Annotated in this window: 21 protein-coding genes; 15 read left to right on the top strand and 6 right to left on the bottom strand. The window is 68.5% G+C overall.

Annotated features, from left to right (window positions below; all coding sequences use genetic code 11):
* Positions 1-19 precede the first annotated feature (19 nt).
* The 8 genes from OG241_RS50065 to OG241_RS50030 all read left to right on the top strand — a co-directional run bounded on the left by OG241_RS50065 (position 20) and on the right by OG241_RS50030 (position 9,876).
* Complete coding sequence (locus OG241_RS50065) at positions 20-388, top strand: hypothetical protein (protein WP_405825923.1); 369 nt, start codon at positions 20-22, stop codon at positions 386-388.
* A gap of 114 nt (positions 389-502) precedes the next feature.
* Positions 503-1,849: an IS701 family transposase gene (locus tag OG241_RS50060; RefSeq protein ID WP_405825921.1), complete on the top strand. Its 1,347-nt coding sequence runs from the start codon at positions 503-505 to the stop codon at positions 1,847-1,849.
* A 152-nt stretch (positions 1,850-2,001) separates the two neighbouring features.
* On the top strand, positions 2,002-3,066 hold the full coding sequence (locus tag OG241_RS50055; protein ID WP_405825919.1) for an IS4 family transposase: 1,065 nt from the start codon (positions 2,002-2,004) through the stop codon (positions 3,064-3,066).
* Positions 3,067-3,396: 330 nt separating this feature from the next.
* Positions 3,397-4,242: an IS5 family transposase gene (locus tag OG241_RS50050; RefSeq protein ID WP_405825917.1), complete on the top strand. Its 846-nt coding sequence runs from the start codon at positions 3,397-3,399 to the stop codon at positions 4,240-4,242.
* Positions 4,243-4,474: 232 nt separating this feature from the next.
* The gene (locus tag OG241_RS50045) at positions 4,475-4,603 is read left to right on the top strand and encodes a hypothetical protein (protein WP_329347548.1); all 129 of its coding nucleotides are present in this window, start codon (positions 4,475-4,477) and stop codon (positions 4,601-4,603) included.
* 169 nt (positions 4,604-4,772) lie between these two features.
* Positions 4,773-7,508, top strand: a complete 2,736-nt coding sequence (gene lanKC / locus OG241_RS50040) for a class III lanthionine synthetase LanKC (RefSeq protein WP_405825915.1) — start codon at positions 4,773-4,775, stop codon at positions 7,506-7,508.
* Positions 7,505-8,806, top strand: a complete 1,302-nt coding sequence (locus OG241_RS50035) for an MFS transporter (protein WP_405825913.1) — start codon at positions 7,505-7,507, stop codon at positions 8,804-8,806. Before lanKC ends, OG241_RS50035 begins: the two co-directional genes overlap by 4 nt.
* Entirely contained in the window at positions 8,803-9,876 is a 1,074-nt protein-coding gene (locus OG241_RS50030; RefSeq protein ID WP_405825911.1) for an MsnO8 family LLM class oxidoreductase, read from the top strand. Before OG241_RS50035 ends, OG241_RS50030 begins: the two co-directional genes overlap by 4 nt.
* 21 nt (positions 9,877-9,897) lie before the next feature.
* On the opposite strand, the gene OG241_RS50025 is transcribed toward OG241_RS50030, so the two are convergent.
* Entirely contained in the window at positions 9,898-10,722 is an 825-nt protein-coding gene (locus OG241_RS50025; RefSeq protein WP_405825909.1) for a BTAD domain-containing putative transcriptional regulator, read from the bottom strand.
* Between the two features lie 436 nt (positions 10,723-11,158).
* Here OG241_RS50025 and OG241_RS50020 point away from each other — a divergent pair, with 436 nt between their 5' ends.
* A complete protein-coding gene (locus OG241_RS50020; protein WP_405825907.1) occupies positions 11,159-11,452 on the top strand; it encodes a transposase domain-containing protein in 294 nt (97 codons plus the stop codon).
* 151 nt (positions 11,453-11,603) lie between these two features.
* Here OG241_RS50020 and OG241_RS50015 read toward each other — a convergent pair whose 3' ends face one another.
* A complete protein-coding gene (locus tag OG241_RS50015; RefSeq protein WP_405825905.1) occupies positions 11,604-12,689 on the bottom strand; it encodes a serine hydrolase domain-containing protein in 1,086 nt (361 codons plus the stop codon).
* 75 nt (positions 12,690-12,764) lie between these two features.
* On the bottom strand, positions 12,765-13,667 hold the full coding sequence (locus OG241_RS50010) for a LysR family transcriptional regulator (RefSeq protein ID WP_405825903.1): 903 nt from the start codon (positions 13,665-13,667) through the stop codon (positions 12,765-12,767).
* A gap of 135 nt (positions 13,668-13,802) precedes the next feature.
* Here OG241_RS50010 and OG241_RS50005 point away from each other — a divergent pair, with 135 nt between their 5' ends.
* The 4 genes from OG241_RS50005 (at position 13,803) to OG241_RS49990 (ending at position 16,801) form a co-directional block, all read left to right on the top strand.
* On the top strand, positions 13,803-14,636 hold the full coding sequence (locus OG241_RS50005) for an inositol monophosphatase family protein (RefSeq protein ID WP_405825901.1): 834 nt from the start codon (positions 13,803-13,805) through the stop codon (positions 14,634-14,636).
* A gap of 40 nt (positions 14,637-14,676) precedes the next feature.
* A complete protein-coding gene (locus OG241_RS50000) occupies positions 14,677-15,273 on the top strand; it encodes an NADPH-dependent F420 reductase (RefSeq protein WP_405825899.1) in 597 nt (198 codons plus the stop codon).
* Positions 15,274-15,718: 445 nt separating this feature from the next.
* Positions 15,719-16,159, top strand: coding sequence for a hypothetical protein (locus tag OG241_RS49995; protein WP_405825897.1), 441 nt, complete (start codon positions 15,719-15,721; stop codon positions 16,157-16,159).
* 303 nt (positions 16,160-16,462) lie between these two features.
* Entirely contained in the window at positions 16,463-16,801 is a 339-nt protein-coding gene (locus OG241_RS49990; protein WP_405825895.1) for a thioredoxin family protein, read from the top strand.
* A 199-nt stretch (positions 16,802-17,000) separates the two neighbouring features.
* On the opposite strand, the gene OG241_RS49985 is transcribed toward OG241_RS49990, so the two are convergent.
* The 3 genes from OG241_RS49985 to OG241_RS49975 all read right to left on the bottom strand — a co-directional run bounded on the left by OG241_RS49985 (position 17,001) and on the right by OG241_RS49975 (position 20,388).
* Positions 17,001-17,930, bottom strand: a complete 930-nt coding sequence (locus tag OG241_RS49985) for an ADP-ribosylglycohydrolase family protein (RefSeq protein ID WP_405825893.1) — start codon at positions 17,928-17,930, stop codon at positions 17,001-17,003.
* A 276-nt stretch (positions 17,931-18,206) separates the two neighbouring features.
* Positions 18,207-19,325, bottom strand: coding sequence for a fatty acid desaturase family protein (locus tag OG241_RS49980; RefSeq protein ID WP_405825891.1), 1,119 nt, complete (start codon positions 19,323-19,325; stop codon positions 18,207-18,209).
* 7 nt (positions 19,326-19,332) lie between these two features.
* Entirely contained in the window at positions 19,333-20,388 is a 1,056-nt protein-coding gene (locus OG241_RS49975) for a ferredoxin reductase (protein ID WP_405825889.1), read from the bottom strand.
* A gap of 87 nt (positions 20,389-20,475) precedes the next feature.
* Here OG241_RS49975 and OG241_RS49970 point away from each other — a divergent pair, with 87 nt between their 5' ends.
* Both OG241_RS49970 and OG241_RS49965 read left to right on the top strand, forming a co-directional pair.
* Positions 20,476-21,615 carry a PucR family transcriptional regulator gene (locus OG241_RS49970; RefSeq protein WP_405825887.1) on the top strand — a complete coding sequence of 380 codons (1,140 nt, stop codon included), beginning with the start codon at positions 20,476-20,478 and terminating at the stop codon, positions 21,613-21,615.
* 576 nt (positions 21,616-22,191) lie between these two features.
* On the top strand, positions 22,192-23,436 hold the full coding sequence (locus OG241_RS49965) for an Ig-like domain-containing protein (RefSeq protein ID WP_405825885.1): 1,245 nt from the start codon (positions 22,192-22,194) through the stop codon (positions 23,434-23,436).
* The last annotated feature ends 39 nt before the right edge of the window (positions 23,437-23,475 follow it).

Below are 23,475 nucleotides of genomic sequence, written 5' to 3'. Positions count from 1 at the left end.
ACATGGGAGAGCGATCGGCGTGGGTGTTTTCGTTGGGATCAGAGGTTGGCTGGAGTGTGACGATCAGCAGCTGGCCCAGGTCAAAGAGATCGTCCAGGCAGACGATGCCGACGATACCTACAGCGGTGGCTGGGCCTTTCCCCCCAGGCAGTACAACTTCACCAACTGGGTCTTCTACGGGGCCCAGATTCGCGCCCAGTCCGTCGACTGGTTTCTCGACCGACTGCGGAGCGTGGCCCGGATTCCGGCCTCGGACGATGACAACGACCTGATCACCGGCTTGTTCTTCGTCAGCCACGAAGTCGACGGCATGAGCGAGTGGCAGGTCCGCGATGGCACGGTGACGATCCGGGCCGCGAGCCAGGAATATCAATTCCTCGACGAATGACGAACAGGGCGTCAGCGCGTGTGCGGAACTGTCACGGCAGCTGTAGTTCTGAGGTTGCTGCTGGTCAGGGGCCGGTTTCGGGCATGGGAACGGCCACCGTGATCATGAACGTTTGTGACGACGTATCAAGAGATGGTGGCCGTGGAGGTCACGATAGCCGGGCGGGCGTGGGCGGCGTGGTTCGGGGCGGCGATGGAGGCGATCGCGGGCTGTTTCGCACGGCGTGAGGCGCGGGCGACGGCGGCGGAGATGATCGGCGGGCTGCTGGGCGAGGTGGACACGCGGAACTGCTGGACGCTGGCCGAGGCGCTGGGACACCCTGGCCCGCACCGCCTGCAGCACCTTCTGTCACGCGCGGTCTTCGACCATGACAGGGCCAGACAGGAGATCGCCCGACTGGTCATTGGTGAACTCTCGGGTCAGGATGTGGTGTTGGTCGCTGACGAGACCGGGGACGCGAAGTCTTCGACGGACTGCGTCGGGGCCGGCCGCCAGTACTCGGGCGCGATCAAGGGCATCGGACTGTGCCAGGTCGCGGTGCATCTCGCGGCCGTCACCCCCTCGATGCGCATCGTGATCGACCGGGCCCTGTATCTCCCGAAGGACTGGGCCGCGGACGAGGAACGACGCGCGGTGGCCGGGGTGCCGGAGGAGGTCGTGTTCGCCACCAAGCTGCAGCAGACCGCGACCATGGTGAAGGACGCCCTCGCGCTGGGCATCGAGGCCGCCTGGTTCGCCGGCGACGAGGTGTACTCCGGGCGCGAACTCCGCGCCGAGATACGTGACGCCGGGCTCGGCTACACGGTCGGCGTCTCCCGCACGCACACCGTCACCGATGGCACGGGCCGGACATGGAAGGCCCACCAGATGATCAACAAGGTCCGGCCGGGTGACTGGATGCGGATGCAGACCGGGCACGGCACCAAGGGCACCCGTGAGTACGACTGGGCCTGGCTCGCCGTTCAGGTCGACGACGCCCCCGAGGCCCATGCGGCAGGTGGCGTCAGCGTCCTGGTCGCCCGCCGGCACCGCTACACCGGCGAGATCTCCTTCTACCGCTGCTGGTCACCGGGTGACGTCACGCTCGCCCGGCTGGTCGAGGTGATCTGCCGCCGCTGGCGGATCGAGGAGACCTTCCAACTCGGAAAATCTTTCACCGGCCTCGACCAGGGCCAGGTGACCTGCTGGAACTCCTGGATGCGCTGGTCGCTGTTCTCCCTGATCGCATCCGCAGTCCTCGCCCTCACCGTCGCCGCGATGACCACCGCCTGCCCGGCCGGGCAGGCCCGGCTCATCCCGCTGACCTGCCCCGAACTGGTCCGGATCCTACGGGCCTTCATCCTTCAGCCACTGATCCGGGACCCCGATCACGTTCTGCGCTGGATGGTCTGGCGCCGCCACCATCAAGCCGTCGCACAAGCCTGCCACCAGCACCGACACGTGTTCCAGGACCAGCCATGACCGGAACTAGAGGCAATGCCGTTGCGTTAGCTTGCGGGCGTAGGTTGTGGTGCAGTGTCCCGGGGGTGGTTCGGGTGGCTGCAAGTGTCTCTGAGTTATCGGGTTTAGGCCTGCTGACTTGGGTGTATCCGCCAGGTCTGGTGGATCGGGTGGTGGCTGCGTGCGGTCGTGCGGAGCAACGCAAGCGCCTGTTGCCGGCCCGGCTGGTGGTGTATTTCGTGCTGGGGCTGGCCCTGTTCTCGCCGGCTCCGTATCTGGACGTGATGCGGCATCTGGTCGAGGGGCTGCGGGGCCTGGGACTGCTGGGAACCTGGCATGTCCCGGCGAAGTCGTCGCTGTTCAGGGCCCGGCAGCGGCTGGGCCCGGAGCCGCTGCGGGTGCTGTTCACCACGACCGCGAAACCGATGGGCACCGAAGCCACCCCGGGCTCCTTCTGGCGCGGACTGCGGCTGCTGGCGGTGGACGGGACCTGCTGGGACGTCGCCGACAGCCCGGCCAATGAGGCTGCCTTCGCACGCCCCGGAAACAGCCGCGGCAGCGACAAGAGTTCGTTTCCCCAGGTGCGGATGGCCTGCCTGGTAGAGGTCGGCACGCACCTCGTACCGGACGCCGAACTCGCCGGCTGCCGCACCGGGGAAGTGACCCTGGTGGGCCGTCTGCCCCGTTCGTGCGGCCCCGGCCAACTGGTCCTGGCCGACCGCGAGTTCCTCGGGGTGCCGTTGTGGCGGTCCTTCACCTCCACCGGCGCCCAGCTGCTGTGGCGGGTGCCCGCCAACCGGATCCTGCCCGTCGACCGGCAGTTACGGGACGGATCCTGGCTCTCCCGCATCCACGCCCACACCGATCCGGCTCATACCGACCCGGTCACCGTGCGGGTGATGGCCTACCAACTCGACGGCACCGGTCATGCCGTCGAGGGCTACCGGCTGGTGACCAGCCTGCTCGATGCCCGCCGCTATCCCGCCCGCCAGCTGGCCGCGCTCTACCAGGAACGCTGGGAAGCGGAGACCGTCTTCGCGGAGATCAAGACCCATCAACGCGGAGCCCACGTCGTCCTCAGCAGCAAGACCCCCGACGGCGTCCTGCAGCAGATCTGGGCCCACCTGCTGGTCCACCGCGCCCTGCGCGAGCTGATGGTGAGAACGGCCGCGACCCGGTGCCTGGACCCCGACGGATCTCCTTCACCGAGACCCTGCGCTCCGCCCGACGCAGTGTGACTGTCACGCCGGGCAGTTTTTCCCCCCTGACCTCCTGGTCAGAACCCTCGTCCTGCTCCAGCAGGACCTCCTGGAACGACTCCTGCCGCCCAGACGCCTGCGCAGCCAGCCCCGCGTCGTCAAACGCAAGATGTCCAACTACCGGCTCAAACGGGCCGAACACCACACGTGGCCCCAACCCACCCGAACCGGCACCCGGGCAATCACCATTCAACGACCCCAGCCCGCAAACCCGTAACGCAACGGCATTGGAACTAGAGGGCGTCTGAAAAGCCTGTCAGCGGGCAAGTTGCCTGGTAGCGGGGTGGTGGCGCACTTTCGGGGGCTGGGGTGTGCGGGCTGCGTACCCGTTACTCGACGGATCTGTCCGATGCGGAGTGGGAGATCCTCTGTCCGCTCGTTCCGGCGGTCAAGCCCGGCGGGCGACCGGCGAAACACGCACGGCGGGAGATCCTGAACGCGTTGGTGTACTGGCTGCGGGCCGGCTGTGCCTGGAGACTGTTGCCGCATGACCTGCCGCCGTGGCAGACCGTCTACCACTACTGGCGGCGGTGGCAGCAAGAAGGTGTGTGGGAGCGGATGTTGGCGGTGCTGCGTGAACGCGAGCGGGTGCAGCTCGGACGCGATCCCACTCCCAGCGCGGCCATTGTGGACAGTCAGAGCGTTAGGGCCAGTGAGCGCGGTGGCCTGCACGGGTACGACGGTGGTAAGAAGGTCAGCGGTATCAAGCGCCATCTGCTCGTCGATACCCGTGGCACCGTCCTGGTGGCCTGCGTGAGCCCGGCGAGCGTCGGCGATCGCGACGGCGCCGCGGTGCTGTTCTCCCGGGCTGCCGATGCCTTCCCGCGCCTTCGGCACGTGTGGGCGGACCAGGGGTACCGTGGCGCCGACTTCCATGCCTGGGCCCGGGAAACCACCGGCATCACCGTGCAGGTCGTGCAACGCCGCGACGGAGGGTTCCGCTCGACCTGGGTCCGGGAGGGGCAACTGCCTTCGGCAGTGCCTCTCTTCGCGGTGGTCCCGCGGCGTTGGGTGGTAGAACGGACGATCGCCTGGCTGGGACGATGCCGCCGCCTGTCGAAGGACTACGAGTACCTGCGAGTCTGCTCGGAGAACGCCATCTATCTCACCATGGCCATGCTCCTCGTCCGGCGTCTCGCGAGATCAGCCCGCTGACAGGCTTTTCAGACGCCCTCTACAGCTGCCGTGACCGAGGTCCGCGGCTCCGGGCCTGGGAAAGTACTGAATCCATACCATTGGCATACCGTTTTCGAAGCGGGCCTGCCCAGTATCGAGGATGTCAGCGAATCCCGTTCAATCGCCGGGCGGAGTTTCCGAACCCGCCAGGGCGTTTATCGGGCGTCGTCGTGGCGAAGAATATTCACCTTCGATCGGAAGTGGAGATACCATGACTGAGCAAACCGGATTCACCGACGCGGATTTCGTGCTGTCGCTGCAGAGCCTCGACCTTGAGGACGACAGCCAGACCAGCGTCATCGTCGACAGTTGCAGCTCCTGCTACCTCTTGAGCTGCTGACAGCGACTTAGCGCTTGCGGTCCCGGACTGTATCGGACAGAGCTCCCTGGTCCCGTCCGGGACCTCTTGCAGAGTCAGATCCTCGGGCCAACAGGTTCCGGACCACAACCACTAGCGCGAAAAGGGGCGGGCTGATATGCAGCGGCCGTGGGAAACAATGCTGTCCTACATGAGTCACCATCCGCGGTGGTTCGAGAACTTCAGCCGGCGCATGCCGAGCAGCGAGCACATGCGCGAATACCGGGCGGCGCTGCCGGACGACTGGCACACCTGGCGTCGTGGCTACTGGATCATCGCCGAACCGCCGGGCGCGCCCGTAGTCGGCCAGGGCTGGAAGCTGCACGTCTCGTCGACCTCACGCAACAGCACCGAGACCTTACGGCGGGCATTGCCGGTTATGCGTAATGCAGGGGTGCGCTTTAAGTTCCTGATGGACCCCCCGGCGGTGGGTGAGGCCAACGGAAAGTCGTTCCCCCGCGCATCGAGTGGGAAGTTCATCACCGTCTACCCGGACGACGACACGCAGTTCCGCGCCATCGCGGCAGCGCTGACCCAGGCCTTGGCGGGGCTGGACGGACCCTATGTCCTGACCGACCGGCGCTGTCCGGGATCGCGGGTGGTGTCCTACCGCTACGGCGGGTTCGTCAGCCGCTTCGAGCTCAAGCCGCTGGGCTTGCGGGATCTGATGATCCAGGCCCCCGACGGCTCGCTGGTCCCAGATGTGCGCACCCCCTACTGGCTCGTCCCGGACTGGGCGCAGGATCCGTACGCGGGTGCGGACCGGGGAACAGAAACGGACAAGGACGGAGCCGCGGGCGCGGGTGGGAGCGCGGGCAAGGGGTTGCTGGGCGGCCGGTTCAAGGTCGGGAGTGCGCTGGCGTTCAGCAACCGCGGCGGCATCTACCGTGGCGTGGACACCGAGACCGGCGCGGACGTGGTGCTGCGCGAGGCCCGGCCGCATGTCGAGGTGGGTCCCAGAGGCATCGACGCGGTGGACCTGCTGCGCCACGAGTACCAGCTACTGACCGAACTGGCCGACACCGGTCTGTTCGTGCGCCCCATCGCGTTCTTCGAGCAGTGGGAGCACGCGTTCATCGCCGAGGACTACATCGACGGCAGCCATCTGGGCCACCTGAGCATCGCCCACAACCCCCTGTACGGCTTGGACCTGACCCCGGCCCGGCTGGCCGACTACTACGACCGGTTCCGTCTGCTGTGGGTGCAGATGGCGGACGCGATCGCGGCCTGCCATGAGCGCGGCATCGTACTGGGCGACCTGTCGATGACCAACATCATGGTCACCGCGGACGACCGGATCCGCATAATCGATCTGGAATCCGCCTTCCACGAGGGGACCGACGGCGGCGCGGGGCTCAGCACCCCGGGTGCGGTCACCCGGCGGGCGATGGCCGCCGGGCGCGGCGACCGGCGCACCGACTACTACGCACTGGGCGGGCTGATGCTGTGCTGCGTCCTGGCCTGCCACTCGAACGACCTGGTCGACCACGACATCCCGCTGCGGCTCCTCGACGAGGTAGCAGCCGATCTGGCTCTGCCGGGAGAACTGGTCGCACTGATCCGGGACCTGTACGACGAGAACGCGCCGCTGCCCGACCCGGTTGCGCTGCGCCGGCGTCTCACCGACCTGCCCTTCACCACCGCCTGGCAGCAGCCCCCGCCGCTGGCCCACCCGGTGACACCCGAACCGGAGTCCGCGGCCGACCTGAGACGGCGGATCGAGACCACGCTGGACGGCGTGGTGAAGTTTCTGCACGGTACTGCCGATCTGCAGCGGGAGGACCGGCTCTTCCCAGCGGACCCTCTGGTCTTCGAGACCAACCCGCTGTCCGTCGCGCACGGTGCCTACGGCTGCCTCTACGCACTCCACACCGTCGGTGACGAGGTGCCGGACACCTTTCTCACCTGGGCGCTGCGCAAGCCGACAGGTCATGAGGCGCTGCCACCGGGCCTTTACTACGGTTCAGCAGGTGTCGCCTGGGTTCTGTCGGCGATGGGCCATCGCGAGGTGGCGGCCCGGGTGCTGCGCGGCGCCGCGGGGCATCGGCTGCTGTACGCCGAGCCGGGCGTGCTGACCGGGGCGGCCGGGCATGGCATGGCCTGCCTTCGGCTGTGGCGCGACACCGGCCGCACGGAGTTCCTGGACCGCGCCCGCGAGATCGGCGAGCACTTCGCGCGGAGCGCGCGGCATGAGGGCGTGCGGGCCCACTGGACCGGCTCCGGCAGGCACGTCCCCGTCGGCTACGGAGAGGGCGCGTCCGGCGTGGCCATGTTCCTGCTGGCCCTGCACGCGGCCACCGGTGACGTGTATGTGCTGGAACTGGGCCGCGCGGGGCTGGAGTTCGATCTGGCCTGCGGCGAGTACTCACCCACAGGACGGCTGTCCTTCCCGGCCGTCGCACGCTCCGACGACAAACCGTCCCCCGTACTGCGCCAGTACTGGGACGAGGGCACCGCGGGCATCTTGACCACCCTGCTGCGTTACCACTACGTGACCGGGGACGGAAGCCTGCGTAAGCACATCGATGAACTACTGCCGGACGTGCGGCGCAAGTACACGACGTTTCCCCAGCTGTTCCACGGGATCAGCGGTATCGGCAACACCCTGTTGGACGCCTACGAGTTCCTGGGCGACCCGGAGCTCCTGGGCGACGCGCAGCGGGCAGCCGAGGCAGTGCTGTGCAGTGCGGTGCGGCGGCCGGAGGGTGTGGTGTTCCCCGGCGAGCAGTCAGTACGGGAGTGCTGCGACCTGGCGAGCGGCTCGGCCGGTGTCGCGCTCTTCCTGGACCGGTTCCGCAGGGCGCGCCCCGGGGCGCGCACCAACACGAACTTCCTGCTGGACGACCTGCTGAAGGAGCCACCGACGGCTTCCGGGAGCCGTGGATGACCGCCACCGTCCCCCCGATCACAGCCGCCGCGCCACGGCTCAGCCGTAACCGCGACTTCCAACTGCTTTGGATCGGCCAGGCGTTGTCGGACTTCGGCTCCTCGATGACGTACATCGTGCTGCCGCTGGTGCTGCTAGCGGCGGGCAACTCCACCACGGTCGCCGCGACCGTCGGCACGGTCTCCCTGGCCGTCGGGCTGGTGGCACGGCTGCCGGCCGGCTACCTGAGCGACCGCTGCGACCAGCGTGCGCTGATGCTCGGGTCCGACCTGGTCCGGCTGGTCGCCGTCGGGGCGCTGGCGGTGTACGTGCTCCTACGGCCTGTGCCGATCGCGCTGGCTCTGGTGACGGTGGTCGTGTCGGTTGCGGCACTGGAAGTGTTCCGCCCGGCCCAGAGCAAGGTGATCCGACGGATCGTGCCGACCGAGCAGTTGGGTGCGGCGCTGTCGTTGAACCAGGCGCGGGCGTACGGCGCAGACATCGCCGCACCGGCGGCGGCCGGGCTGCTGCTGGCGCTCGAACCCTCCGTACCGCTCGCGGTGGACGCGCTGACCTTCGGCGTCTCCGCGCTGTGCGTGGCCGTGGCAGTCCGCGCGCCGCGCCGTGGCCGGGGCCCCGACGGGGCGCCCGGCGGCAGGGACGCGGAAGCAGCGGGTGCGCAGCCGGTCGCTGAGCGGTTCCTGACGAGGTTCACCGCAGGGTGGCGGTACCTGGCGGGAGACCGGTTCATGCGCTGGTGCGTGCTGTACGGCGCCGGGCTGAACGTGGCTTTCTCCGCCCTCACGTTCGCCCTGATCCTCGGCGTGGGCAGCAGACCCGACGGCGCGGTCGCGGTGGGAACGGCCATGAGCGCGGCAGCAGTGGCCGGACTGGCTGGCTCCCTGCTCACCCCGTACGTCCAGCGACACGTTTCCCTGAAAGTGACCCTTGTCGTGGGTCCCGCCACCGGAGCCGTGCTGCTGGCCGTCGCCTGGACCAGCGGGAGCACCATCGCATTCGTCGCCGGGTTCTGCGCCCTGTGCCTGCTCATCCCGGTGATTTCGGCGACGTTCGGCACGATCATGGCGGTCGCCGTGCCGGAGGAAATTTACGGCCGGGTCATCACCACTAGCGGCTTGGTCGCTCAGATCGTCCAGCCCTGCGGGCCGCTGGCTGCCGGGCTGCTGCTGGCCCGGCTGTCACTGCCGACGACCGCCGCCGCCTTCGCGATGGCGTTCGCCCTGCTGGCAGCCGTCCCCGTCGCCCTGCCCAAGCCGCCGCAGACAAGCACACCAGCACCGGCCAGGAGCCCCTCGTGATCACGCCACAGATGCCCGTTGGCGCCGGCAGCGCCCGTCCCGCCGTCTTGCAGTCCGTGCTCGAACTGGGCGCAACGGACAGGCAGATGCCTGCCGAACAGGCAGTCCGGGAGGTGGTTGGCGTCGCCCAGACCGCTGAGGAATGCGGGTTCCACCGCTTCTGGGTCGCCGAACACCACGCCTCGCTCGACGCCGTCAGCAGTGCACCAGCGGTACTCATCGCGCACGTCGCCGCCTGCACCGAGCGCATCCGGGTGGGTGCGGGCGGGGTAATGCTGCCCAACTATGCTCCCTATGCTGTGGCCGAGCAGTTCGCCACGCTGGGCGCACTGCACCCCGGCCGAATCGACCTGGGCGTAGGCCGCTCCTCGGGCGGCACCGGGGCCCACAGCAAGTTACTCGAGGCGGCGCTCAGGCGTGACGCCAGGGCAGCCCTCGAGTTCCCCGCCCTGATCGACGAGTTGATGGGCTTCCTGGACCCGCCCACCCGGGCGCAGACGCCGATCGAGCCGGAGCGCCCGACCCTGCACCTGTCTCCACGGGTTGCCTCGCCGGCCCAGGTGTATGTTCTGGGGACCAGCGAGAACGGCGCCCGAACGGCGGCCGAGCGGTCGCTGCCGTTCGTCTACGGGCTCCACCTGGGCCAGTCCAAGTGCCGGCCGGCGGCGGTGGAGCGCTACCGTGCGACCTTCGCCCCCGGCCCGCGAGGTGCCCGGCCCTACGTCATCGCCTCGCTGAACGTACTGTGCGCGGGGAGTGACGACGAGGCCGAGCAACTGGCTCTGCACACCGCGTGCAACGCCGTGCGGCGCCGCACGTGGACCGCCCTGGGAGAGTCTCCGGACAAGGCCCGGGAGGAGTTCCTCACCCGCAAGGTCCTGGAGGACCAGCAGGTGGTCCACGGCGGCCGGTCCACGGTGATGGAGGGCATCGAGCGGGTCGCGAGAACTCTGGACGTCGACGAGATCATGCTCGTCCCCTTCGACCTCACCGGCACCGGGCGCGGTCGGACACTGCGCATGCTCACGGGGCGTCAAGCGCCGACCCTGGCCGTAGCGGCGGCGACCTGATCCGCCCGGTCCGGACCGGACTCAGGCCAGCATCGAGCGATACTGAGCTTCGAGTACCGGGCTGGGGCCCAGACCGAACTCAGCTGCCAGGAATTGCCGGTAGTCCTCGTATACGGCGAACGCCTCGGTCTGCCGCCCCAGTTGGAACAGGGCATTCATATGAGCGGCCCGTAGGCGTTCGCGCTGTGGATGCAGTTCCATCAGATCATCGATGGTCTCGGCGACCTCCCTGGCGTTGCCTAGCCGCAGCTCAACCTCCGCCCATTCCTCGTACACCTGTAGAAAACGGGTGCCGAGACGTTCCGCCTCGGCTGATATCGTCCGCGAGTTGCGCAGCTCCGGCAGCGACGGCCCGCTCCACAGTTTCAGCGCCTCCTTCAGCAGCCTGGCCGCAGAAGCGAGCGCGCCGTGGCCTGACGCCTCCCTTCCGGCACGGGCGAGGCTGCGGAACCGCAGCGCATCCAACTCCCCGTCGCCGACCAGTAGCAGATAGCCGCTTCCCCGGCGGACCAGCCGCCCGCCCGCTCCAACGTCTTCCAGGAGCTTGCGCAGCGCCGAAATGTACACATGGACGTTCTTCCGTGCGGTCTTCGGCGGTCCGCCGTCCCACAGCGCATCCATCATCAGCTCGACGGGCACCAAGCCATTGGGACGGCACAGCAGGACGGCAAGAAGCATGCGCTGTTTGGGGGGTCCGAGTGAGACCGGTCCATGCCCGCCCCCGCCGGTAACGGAAAGCGGGCCCAGAATTGTGAACCGGACGCCGCGCGGCTGCAGATCGGCCGTCCCTTGCTCCACTTGTCCCCCAATACCTGGTTCATCAACGGAACTCGTTCGCGCGGACATGACCGGGGTCCACGTCGGACTGCTGGTTGAAGAGTGATCCTGGGGACTCCTCCTGTCGAGCACTGTTCCGCTCAGCGGACCAGCGGAAAGAGAGCACGAGCCGGCTGAGCGATCCCTCGGCACGCCGGCTACACCGACTGGACCTCCGATATCTCCACAACCGGGCCCTGTTCCAGACGAGCACCCACAGCACCCCAAAGCCCAAGGCCGTGAAGTTACGGGTTCGAGGGTGTCGGCAAGTACGTCCTGATCTGCGGTCACCCCGCATGCAGGAAGCGGAGCCCCGGTAGAACTGGCAGTCGACCAAGACAGCCGTTCACAGCACCGGAGGCTCCGTTGTCCGATCAGTGTGTCATCACGCGTGAAATCACGGTAGCCAAGGGCCTGTTCGCCCCCGGGGCACCTGGCGGAACTCACCCGGATCGTCCCGTTCGAGATGGTCGATGCGGCCCTTGCCGAGACCGGTGGCGTCCAGCAGCGACTGCGGAAGATCCCCGCCCGGGTGGTGGTCTACCTGCTTCCGGCCGCCGCCCTGTTCGAGGACTGCGGCCGCCTGGCCGTCTGGCGCAAGCTCACCGCCGCGCTGGAGGCTATACCGGTCGCGAAGATCACCGGCACAACGCTCTGGGACGCCCGGGCCCGTCTCGGTGTGCGCCCCATGCGGGCCCTGTTCGACAGATCGCTGACCAGCGACGCTCCGGCCACCTACCGGGAACTACAGCCGCCGTGACTGTTGAGCGGTCAGCCGGCGGGGCTGTTTGCCAGCGTTGGGCCGGGGTTTCCGGCCCAACGCTCAACAACGGGCTGTTGGGACGAGGTCAATGTCCCGCAACTGATTTTCGAAGGTTGTTGCATGCGTGGCGGAGCTGCCAGGAGCGCGTTCAGGCCGGCGGCGTTGGCTCGACAGCGGCGGATACTTCGGCGAGGAGGGATTCGACCTCTGCTCCCCAGCGCGAGCTCACCACCAGGTTCCGTGCTGGGTCGACCCACAGTAGGTGGCCGCCACCGTTTCCCCGGGCACAGCGCCCGGTGGAAGGCGCCTTGGGCCAGACCGTCCGGTGGTCGTTCAGCCACCATGACAACCCGTAGTCGGGCCTGACCGGGCAGGGCCGCCACATCTCCTCGATCCACCCGGCGGACAGCAGCCGACACCCGTCCCACTGCCCGTTCCGCAGGCACAGTTGCCCGATCCGGGCCAGGTCCAGAGCGTTGATCCACAGACCGCCGCCCCAGTGTGCGCCGCCGGACACCACGGGGACACGGCGGCCCTCGATCTCGACCGCAGCATCGGCGTAGCCGCGCCAGGACCAGCCGGACGAGGCCCTGAGCGGCTCCATGATGCGTTCGCGCAGTACCTCGGGCAGGGGCCGGCGGAGCAGGACGGTCAGCGCGAGAGCGGTCAGGTTCACCCGGACGTCGTTGTACGCCCAGCCCGCTCCGGGCGGTCCTCCGGCTGACTCCGTTCCCTCACGGGTGCTCTGGGCGTCGGCCCAGGTGGGCTTGGACCACAGCTCGCCCTCCCACTGGCTGGACTGGTCCAGCAGGTGCCGCCAGGTGATCCTCCGCGCGTGTGCGCCGGCGAACTGCGGCAGGTCGACCGAGCGCCACACGGGCTCGTCCAACCGGAGCAGCCCATCGTCGAAAGCCAGCCCGGCCACCAGGGACAGGACGCTTTTGGTCGCGCTGAAGGCCATCTCCGTCCGCTCCGGGTCTCCCCAGGAGGCGAGCACCACGCCGCTCCGCACGACGACACCGCTCGCCCCCTGCCCGTCGAGCAGGGGGCCCAGCACCTCCCGATGCGAGACGTCACTGACCTGGGAGGCCAGGTAGGACCTCATGTCCTGGATACCCGGTACCGTGCGTTCAGCCTGTTCCTTCGCGGCGCGTGCCAGCCGGGCGGCATCCACCCCCGCCCACGGATCGCCGACGTCCCCGCCTTCGTCCAGACACTGCCCTACGTTGTTCATCAGCCCTGCCCTCTAGGTGTCTGCGGACCGTCTGGAGGCTCCTACCCCACGAGCCACCCCGCGAGATACGCCGGATCAAGGCCGGCTGGGCGCCAACGCGGTCCGCGCCAGATCACGTAGCCAGATGTGTGCGGGGTCGGTGTCATAGCGCTGATGCCATGACAGGTACACCGGGGCCGACGGCAGTTCGAACGGCAGTGGGAGCAGGGTCAGACCGAGAACCGCGGCCGCTGAACGCGCCGTCGATTCGGGGACTGTGACGAGGAGGTCGGAGCCCCGCACGAACGCGAACGCGGCTCCCTCGGTGGGCACGGTCGCCACCACCCGTCGGGTGAGGCCGAGCCGTGCGAGAGCGTCGTCGAGGGCGTTGCTGAGCTTTCCGCGCCGCGAGACCGTGAGGTGCTCGGCCGCGGCGTATTGCTCGGCGGTGACAGCCTTGGCCGGAGTGAGCGGGTGCCCACGCCGCACGACGATGACGTGGTGGATCTCAGCCACCCGATCGGCGCGAACGTCGGGTGCGGTCGGGCGGTTCGCGTTCGCCTCCAGGTCGACCTCGCCGCGACGCAACTCGGGGGTGTCGATGCTCGATTCCGCGATGAAGCGCAGACGCACGCCCGGCGCCTGCTGGCGTACGGACTCCAGAAGGGCGGGGCCGCTGAGGGCGACGAGGGAATCGTGCCAGCGGAGTGTGAAGGTGCGTTCGAGTGTCGTGAGGTCGAGTTCGCGGCTGGGTGCCAGCACGCCCTGAACCTGCTGGAGCAGTTCGTGCACCTGTTCCCGGACGGCGATCGCGTACGGCGTCGGGGTCATCGTGCGCCCGGTACGCACCAGGATCTGATCCCCCGTCGTGCGCCGGATCCGGCCGAGGCTTCGGCTCATCGCGGGGGCGGTGACGTGCAGGCGCTCAGCAGCTCCGGTGACGCTGCCTTCCTCCAGGAGCGCATCGAGCGCGGCGAGCAGGTTCAAATCCAATTGCATGAGAGTCATCCTAGCCGTGCTTTACATGCACTTGCAGTTAATGATGGCCCCTCCTACCTTCGAGATGCGGGCACGGAAGAACACGGTTTTCGCCCGCTCCGCCTCACCACCCCTTACTCAGATGGGAGCATCACCATGCCCGAGTCGATTCAGACCACCGGGATTGCCGCAACCGCCGGCCACGCGTCCGACGCCGACCTGCTCGCGCAGACCGCGATCGCCGTGCGCGCGGCGGGTTCGGCGCTGCGGGAGCGGTTCGGGGAGGTGGTCCGCTACGAGACCCGCGAAGAACTGATGCGCGCGCTCGCCGCCAACGACGACGCGGCCCTCGACATCCTGCGCCCCCGCCTCGCCGTCCTGCGCCCGGACGCCCGCTTGGTGGAGGACGAGCTCGCGGGCGGGGCCCTGCCTCCCGGCGAATGGTGGGTCCTGGATCCGGCCGAAGGCAACGTCAACCACCTGCACGCCCTGCCGGAGTGGGCGGTGACCGCCACTCTCGTGCGTAACAACCAGCCGGTACTGACCGTCGTTCACCTGCCGTTGACCGGTGAGACCTACACCGCACTCGCCGGCGCCGGCGCCCACCTCGACGGCCGCCCGCTGCACGTGTCCCGGACCACGGACCTCGGCCTGAGCCTCGTGGCCACGAGCCAGGCCAGGCCGGACGAGGACGAGAAGGTCGTACGACAAATAGGCTCCTCGATCACCGCGATGCTCTTCGATGCGCTCGTGGTGCGCACATCCGTGCCCGCCACCCTGCACCTGCTGAACGTGGCCGCCGGCCGCGTCGACGCCTTCTGGCAGTTCGCCGGGGCCCGAGCGGACCTGCTTCCCGGGGCGCTGCTCGTCGCCGAGGCCGGCGGACAGATATCCGACGCCGAGGGCCGTCCCTGGACCCCGGAGAGCGAGAGCTTCCTGGCTGCCGCACCCGGCGTGCACACCAAAGCCGTCATCACGCTCTCCCGCTGACTCCCACGAGAACCACGAACACCGGAAGGACCACATCAGCATGACCATGATCGCCGTTCTCGGAAACGGCCGCGTCGGCGGCAACCTGGCCCTGGCCCTCACCCGGGCCGGGCACGAGGTGACCGTTGCGGACCGCTCACCAGGCTCTGCCGCCGACGCCGCCCGGACAGCGCAGATCGTCATCAACGCCACCCCGGGCGCCGGCTCGCTGGAGCGGCTCACCGAAATGCGCGAGGAACTGCAGGGCAGGATTCTCGTAGACGTCTCCAACGCCACCGTCGACGGACCGGACGGCCTGCCGACCGACCTGCTCTACCCCGGCTCGAGCCTCGCGGAGCAACTTCAAGAAGCTCTCCCCGGCACACGCGTCGTGAAGACGCTCAACACGATGCTCTACACGGTGATGACCGCGCCAGCCGCGCTCACCCAGACACCGACCGTCTTCCTCTCCGGCAAGGACCCGGAGGCCAAACAGGTCGTACGCGGGCTTCTCGCCGACCTCGGCTGGCAGCAGGAGTGGATCACGGACCTCGGCGGGATCGAGACCGCGCGAGCTGCCGAGGCCGCGATCCTGTTCGTGCCACACGTGATTCGATCCAGTGGATTCGCGCCCTTCGCAATCTCGATCACCCGCTGAAAGCCCGACGCAACCCTTCGTGCGGATGACCGTAAGAGACGTGGCGAGCCGGAGTGCCCCCGTCCCGATCGCCGAATCCTGGACTACGTCTGCCCCTCAGCTGCCGAGTGCCAATAGGACCGCGTGGCGCTGACCGCGGCAAAGACGAAGCCCGTTCCATGGTCGTTTCTCCCTGGTGAGGGCGGTCGGCGCACATCTGCAGGTTGCCGCCCCGGTGAAGACGCGAGACGTCCGGGGTCGGCACAGGCAGACTCCTCAGCCGGTCCGCGAAGTCCACGGCCGCGGCGCGGTCGACTTGCTGAGCTAAAGGTCACCAGGTGAACTCGGGCGGCGGCGGAGACAATTGATCATTCTTGCGCAGTGCAGGAACAATATGGACCACAGATCGCTGATTTGCCGAGGCCCTGGTGCGCGAGGTGACGGCTGGGCAGGCTAGCTTGCTTCGATGAGTCTCCTTGATGATGTGGCCGAGCGTGATGCCTGGCGGTGCTGGGTGTGCGACGAACCGGTCGACCCCGACAAATCGGTGAACGACCCGCAGGGGCCCAGCGTTGACAGCCGGACCGCCGACCGGAAGGCCAAGGTCGCCGAGCGGCTCGCGCACCGCGCGTGCAACACCCGCAAGGGCGCGGTCAAGGTGGTCATCGCCTGGCCGGACCGCCTGTACGTGGTCGAACCCGCGCCGCTGATCACCGTTGCCGCGCGGCTGGAGCGCAAGGGGGGACGCGAGATCGTGGGCCGTTGTCCGACCAGGCAGGACGCCCAAGAAGCGGCGGATTGGTTGGAGGACCGGTTCTCCCGGCTGACACCTGGGCTGCCGGTGACCGCCGACATCGAAGCGGGCGGCGGCCAGTTCCTCGTCATCCTGGCCACCGGCCGCCGCTGACCAGGGGTCACCAGCCGCGCGCTCGCGTCGACATGAACCTACGGCCCACATGCACCTGTCCTGGCACGAGCTGACCCATGGGTGCGTGGTGGGCTGGAGTTGGGTGACCGGGACGCCCCTCGGAGCGGCCGGGCCGGGTCACCAGGGGCGGGGGCTGGGCCGCTCGCCGGGGACCAATGTGGTTCTGCGACAGCCCGGTACCTCCCTTCCGGCAGGTCAGCCGGACAACCGACCGGGTCGGCCTGGCGCACCACGCGAGGGATGATGGGGGTGGAATGACGGAACGCGAGGTCAGGAGCTTCCATGGCGAAACGGGTTCACCAACCCCGTGAGGACGCGGAGTTCAATTTCATCCTCGGGATGAGCGAAGTACCGGTCCTCGCATACTTCACCGGGACATGGCCCAAGGCAATCGAGCCCTGCCGGGCGATGGACCTCGTCGTGGGTGTCATCGCCGGCGAATACACGGGCCGCCTGACGGCCGTCCGCACCGACATCACGCGTTGTCCGGCCGCAACCGAGCGATACGGGATCACCGCAGCCCCGTCCTACGTCCTGCTGAAGGAGGGAGAGGCAGTGGCGCACGGCACGGGGCCCATGACCATCGGCGAGGTACGGGAGTCCCTGGACGGCCGCCTCTGAGCGACCGCGACGCCCTTCACGCAAGCCGCAGGCGCGACCTTCGTTGTCGAATTCCGGTTCGCCCGGTTCCGGAATAAGGTGTCACGCCTCCATGTCGGCGGGAGGGACCCCCATCCCTTCGGTCAAAGCAACCAGGGCTGCGAGAGGCCCGGGCGGCGAGCAGCTCCGTGATGGGTGCCGTCGCGGAGCATGTTCCGGTTCAGCTTCCGAGGCGGTGTGCGAGGTGGAGCAGATCCGCCAGGCGCAGCACGCGTCCCTCGAAGCCCGGGAGGGGGACATGGAGCGGCTGGGTCCAGTGAGCGGGGATGGCATCCAGCCCGTAGTACGCCCCGGCGAGGCCTCCGGTCACCGCGGCGACGGTGTCCGTGTCACCGCCGAGGTCGATCGCCGCGCGTATCGCGTCCTCGAAGCCGGCGGTGGTGCGCAGGGCCCAGACAGCGGAGCCCAGGCAGGGCCAGACGGCACCGTTGAACTCGGTCGCCTGATCGGGGTGCCAGTCAGGTGCGAGGACTGTGGCGTAGCGCCTGCGGTGGTCGGGATGGACGAGGGTCAGGATGTGCGGGAGCGCGGTGAGCGGGTCGGTGTCGGCGAGCGCGACACGGATGAGTTCATGGAAGATCGCGGTGCCTTCCCAGGCCGCTCGGTCACCGTGAGTGAGGGCGGCGATGCGGCGGGCCGCGTCCATGGTGGCTTGCTGGCCGGCTGTGGCGAAGTGGACGGCTGAGGTCGATGCCCGCATCAAGGAGCCGTTTCCCGCCGCTCGTTGGTTGACCTGGAAATGGATCGCGGCGGCGAGGTCCCAGGGCATGTCGTTGGTGAGGACGTCTTCGGTCTGCAGGCCGATGTCCTTCGGTGCTGATGCTGCCCACCGTTGGAAGCGGGCGAAGATGTCCGGCAGATCCAGTCCGCCCCGCTCCAGCAGCGACTCCGCGATCAGAACGGCCATCTGCGTGTCGTCAGTGGCCTCGCCAGGGTCCCAGCCACCGCCTCCGCACATCTCGCCACCGGCACCTGGCGCCGGAAACCGCGCGGAGAACGCTCCCTCGGGACCGAACTCGAAGGGTCCGCCCAGGGCGTCACCCACCGCCGAGCCGACAATCACGCCGGCGGCCCGCTGCATCCGCTTCATTCGCGCAGGGTATCCGCGACGTGCCGACGGCCGAGCGGCCCAACGTGGGGTGCCGGTACCTCGTATGACACCAGCAAAAGCAGATGCACCAGTACGAGCTCCCGGCACACGTCCAGGCGACAGCACAGCCCGACAGCGGACCCCGCCCCGGATCCGATGTCGTACGGTCTGCCGTTGTGGGCAGCGGTCGCCCGCTGTCCACAACGGATCTCACCAGAACCGGCGTTGCCGCCGGTACGGCCGGTGCGACCGAAAGATCTGAACCGGAACCGGGAGTCAGGCCGCGACGAGCTCCTGCTCGCGGTCCGGCGTCTTGGCCTTGGGCTTCTTGTTCGGCAGTGAGAGGCGGAAGACCTTGTGCCACGCGGAGAACACCTGCTTGGGCAGCGGCCCGGTGACGTACTCCAGCTCGTACTTCTCGAACAGTGCGCGTACCTTCACCGCGACCTCGGCGTACCGGTTGCTCGGCAGGTCCGGGAACAGGTGGTGCTCGATCTGGTGGGACAGGTTGCCGGACATGAAGTGCATGGCCTTGCTGCCGCTGATGTTCGCTGAGCCCATCATCTGGCGCAGGTACCACTGGCCGCGCGTCTCGCCCTTGATCGACCGGCGCTCGAAGACCTGCACGCCCTCGGGGAAGTGCCCGCACATGATCACCGAGTGGGTCCAGACGTTCCGGACCAGGTTCGCGGTGAACGTGGCGGCGAGCGTGGTGAGGAACGACGGGCCCGACAGCAGCGGATGGACCACGTAGTCCTTGAGCACCTGCTTGCGGATCTTGCGGCCCACGGCCTTGGCCCGCTCACGGAACTCCGGGTTCTTGCGGCGGCGCTTGTTCAGGTTCTTGCCGAGCTCCAGGTCGTACGCCGCGATGCCGTACTCGAAGAAGCAGGCGTTGAGGAAGTTCCACAGCGGCTGGCCGAGGTGGAACGGGTGCCACCGCTGGTCCTCGTCGACGCGCATGATGCCGTAGCCGAGGTCGTTGTCCTTGCCGATCACGTTGGTGTACGTGTGGTGCAGTTCGTTGTGCGAGTGCTTCCACTGCTCGGACGGCGAGACGTGATCCCACTCCCAGGTGGTGGAATGGATCTTCGGGTCCCGCATCCAGTCCCACTGGCCGTGCAGGATGTTGTGGCCGATCTCCATGTTGTCCATGATCTTCGCCACGGACAGACCGGCGGTGCCGATCAGCCACGCGGGCGGGAAGAACGAGAACAGCAGCACACCTCTGCTCACCAGCTCAAGCCTGCGCTGCGCCGAGATGACCTTCCGGATGTAGGCGGCGTCCTTCTCGCCCCGGTCGGCGATCACCTCGTCGCGGATCGCGTCCAGCTCGCGGCCGAGCTCCTCGATCTGCTCCGCGGTCAGGTGGGCGGTGGGGTCGATGGCGGTCAAGGTGCTCCTACCGTTCGATGTCGCAAGGGCCCGCCGCGGCGGACACGCAGGTCTGGATGAGGACGCCCGGCTCGGCCTCGGTGATCTCGCCGGTGCGCAGGTCGCGGACGGCGCCCGCCTTGAGCGGTGTGACGCAGCCGAAGCAGATGCCCATGCGGCACCCGGACGGCATGAGCACGCCGGCCTCCTCGCCGACGTCCAGCAACGGTGTGGCGCCGTCCGCGTCGACGCTCTTGCCGGTGGCGCTGAAGGTGACCTCGCCACCGTCGCCGGCGGCGACGATGGTGGGACGGAAGCGTTCGGTGTGCAGGCGCTCCTGGACGCCGTGCTCGGCCCAGTGCTTTTCGGCGGCGTCGAGCATGCCCGCGGGCCCGCAGGCCCAGGTCTCGCGCTCGGCCCAGTCGGGCACGAGTTCGTCGAGACGGGCGATGTCGAGCGTGCCGTCGGTGTCGGTGTGCAGCTCGGTGAGACGCAGCTTCTTGTCCGCGACCAGGTCGTGCAGATCGTTGCGGAAGATCACGTCTCGCGGCCGCGGCGCGGAGTGGACCATGACGACGTCGTCGAACTCGATGTCGCGCAGCATGCCCATCACCGGCGTGATGCCGCTGCCGGCCGTCAGGAAGAGCACCTTGGCGGGCTTGGCCTCCGGCAGCACGAAGTCGCCGGTCGCCTGGTCGAGCTGGATCAGTGTGCCCGGTTTCGCCCTGCGGACCAGGTGGTTGCTGACCTTGCCGTCCGGGATCGCCTTCACGGTGATTGTGACGCGGCCGTCCTGGCGGTCTGTCGGCGAGGTGACCGAGTAGGCACGCCACAGGCGCACCCCGTCGACGTCGACCCCGATCCGCACGTACTGACCGGCTGTGTGGCCGCGCCAGCCCCGTCCCGGTCTGATCACGACGGTCGCGGCGTCGTCCGTCTCGGGGTGCACGGCCTCGATGCGCCCACGCAGGTCGGCGCCCGCACGCAGCGGGCTGACCAGGTCAAGGTAGTCCGACGGCAGCAGCGGCGTCGTGACCATCTCCAGCAGTTTCCACGCCCTACTGCGGAGGGCTGCACTCGTCATGACTCCAGCTTGATGCGCCTCAGGGCGTAAAGTCCTGACCGTAGGACGTAAATCTGGTCGGCCAAATTGTTCGTAGGGAACAAAAGCGTGAGCCATGCAACCCGGAGGGCCAGTGAACTGGCCCTGGATGAGACGACGGTCACGGCGGTTCGGGCCGCGCTGACGACCACCGCCGACGAGGTCGTGCAGGCGATCATCGACGAGGTCCCTCCCTACGCGAACGCCCTTTCGGGCAGCATGGGCAGCACCATCCGCCGAGCCGTCCGCACCGCCCTGGGCCACTACCTGGACCTCGCGAGCGGGAACGCCACGGGCGGCGACGCCGGTGACGCGGCCTACGAGCTGGGCCGAGGCGAGGTGCGTGACGGCCGTTCGATGGACGCCCTGCTCAGCGCCTACCGCGTCGGCGCCCGCGTGGCCTGGCGATGCCTGGCCGCGGGTGCCGTACCCGCGGGTCTGCCCGCCGCCGAGGTCGCCAAGTTCGCCGAGCTGACCTTCGCCTACATCGACGAGCTCTCCGCCGCGAGCGCCGCGGGCCACGCCGACGAACTGGCCGCCCGGGGCCGGGCTCATGAACGTCACCTCGAACAACTGGTCCGCGACCTCCTCACCGACGCGAGCCCGGACGTGCTGTTGGCCTCCGCTCAACGGGCCGGGTGGCAGCCTCCGGTCTCTCTGACCGCTGTCCTGCTGCCCGCCGACCAGGCCCGGCCCGCCTACCGCGCGCTCGACCCGAGCACCCTCGTCCTCGACGATCTGCCGGACGCCACCGGCGTACTGCTCGTCCCCGATGCCGACCGATCACATCTCCTGAGGCAGCTGACCGACCGCGCCGCCGTGGTCGGCCCGGCCCGGCCATGGACTCGGGCGTCCGCCTCGTACGCCCGAGCCGGACGCGCACGGTCCCTCTCCCCCGATATTCGCGACACCGAGGACCACCTGCCCGAGCTGGTGCTGAGCGCCGACGCCGACGCGTTCGCAGACCTGCGTGCCCGAGCCCTCGCACCGTTGCGGGCCCTGCCTCCCGCGACCGCGCGGCGGCTGGAGGAGACGCTGCGGGCATGGCTCCTGCACCACGGCAGGCGGGACGAGGTCGCGGCGGCGCTGTTCGTCCACCCGCAGACCGTCCGATACCGGATGTCGCAGCTGCGGGAACTGTTTCCGGATCTCGCATCACCTCACCGGGTCCTCGAACTGACCTTGGCGGTCGGTCTTCGGGCCGGCTGACCCGCACCGACGTGTTGTTCATGTCACGTGCGTCATCCCACATCCCCCGGGGGAACCTCGACGACAGCCAAGCGCAGGGGTGGGATTGACGTCCGACTGATGCCGGTCACCGCCGACCCTCGTCACCATCGCTCCCGCCAACCCGTCAGCGTCCAGCCACGTGGTCGTTCTGGCGCAAGCCGCCGCGCGGGGGGCCATCCAGCGCGGCGGACTGTTACAGGGACCCTTGCCCTCGGTCGGCAGCGCCTCCGTCGCAGACGGGCCGCGGCCGCCATCTCCGATCGCCGCCCAGTACTTCTTCGCCATCGGTCCGGAAACACAACTGGGCGGGCCAGCGGGGGCCCGGTGGCAACAGACTGATCTCAAGCCGACTGAACACCCAGGCACCCTACGGAAGTACTGGCCGCCACAGGTTCCGTTCCCACGAACCTCGATGACACGCCCGCCAGTGCGTGCCCTTCGCCACAATTTATCCATTTATGGATGGATGCGTGCCTATGGTCTCAAGGCTGGTTGCACGACTTCGGCGATCGGCTCAGGGATGCAAATCCAGGGTCATGGGAGAAGCGTTTCATCATGCTGAGCAAACGACGCACCGGGCTGGTGGCCACCACCGGCGCACTGGGCGGCATACTCGCGGTCACGGCCCTCGGCGGCGTGAGCAACGCCGCCGACGACGGCAAGGCCAACGACGCCCCGACATCGCAGGCGCAGGTCCAGCAGACGGGCGCCCCGGTGACGTCCGACGCCCGAATCGAGATTACGCCCGGGCAAGGCGCGTACGGCGTCGGGATCAACGACCCGGTCGGCGTCACCGTCAGCGGCGGGAAGCTCACCCAGGTGACCATGACCGCCATCGCGACCGGCACCGAGATACCAGGCACTCTGTCTGCGGACGGCACCTCCTGGAAGCCGAACGGCCGGCTGGAGCGTGCCACCAAGTACCAGATCGCCGCAGATGCCGTGGACCCCCAGGGCCGTTCCGCCACCGACAGCGGCACGATCGCCACGGTCTCCCCGGCCAACGACTTCATCGGGCACCTCTCCCCCGAGGACGGCTCGACCGTCGGCGTGGGCATGCCGGTGACGGTCGGCTTTGACCGGGCGATCAGCGACAAGGCCGCAGTACGGTCGGAGATCCAGGTCAGCTCCAGCAGCGGCCAGCAGGTCGTCGGTCACTGGCTCAACGACCACCGCCTGGACTTCCGCCCCGAGCATTACTGGAAGCCCGGCTCCACCGTCACCGTCACACTCAGTCACGAGGGCGTCCAGAAGACCGTCACGTTCACGATCGGCCGGAGCCAGATCAGCACCGTGGACGCGAAGACGAAGCAGCTGACCGTCGTACGGGACGGCCGGACGATCAAGACCATCCCGATCTCGTCAGGCGGCCCCGAGCACCCGACGCACAACGGCCAGATGGTGATCTCCGAGAAGTTCAGGCACACCCATATGAACGGTGCGAGCGTCGGCCTCACGGAGAAGAACGGCAAGCCCTCGTACGACATCAGGGCCGTACCGCATGCCATGCGCCTGACCGATTCGGGCACGTTCATTCACGGCAACTACTGGGCCGCCGACTCGGTCTTCGGCAAGGTCAACACCAGCCACGGCTGCGTGGGCCTGAAGGATGTCAGGGGCGGCGGCGCCAGCAGGCAACCCGCCGCGTGGTTCTTCGACCACTCGATGATCGGCGACGTCGTGATCGTCAAGAACTCCAAGGACAAAACCGCGTTGGCCCCGGACAACGGTCTCAGCGACTGGAACATGCCGTGGAGCGAGTGGGTCTCCGGCGACGCGGCGGGCCTTTCCCAGGGTTAAGCCTGGCCCCGCCCGCCGGCAGGGCCGACGTCGATGACG

This window comes from Streptomyces sp. NBC_01390 (genome assembly GCF_045040105.1).
Classification (GTDB): domain Bacteria; phylum Actinomycetota; class Actinomycetes; order Streptomycetales; family Streptomycetaceae; genus Streptomyces.
Note: the sequence above shows the minus strand (reverse complement) of the source record. Positions and strands in the feature narration are given on the sequence as shown.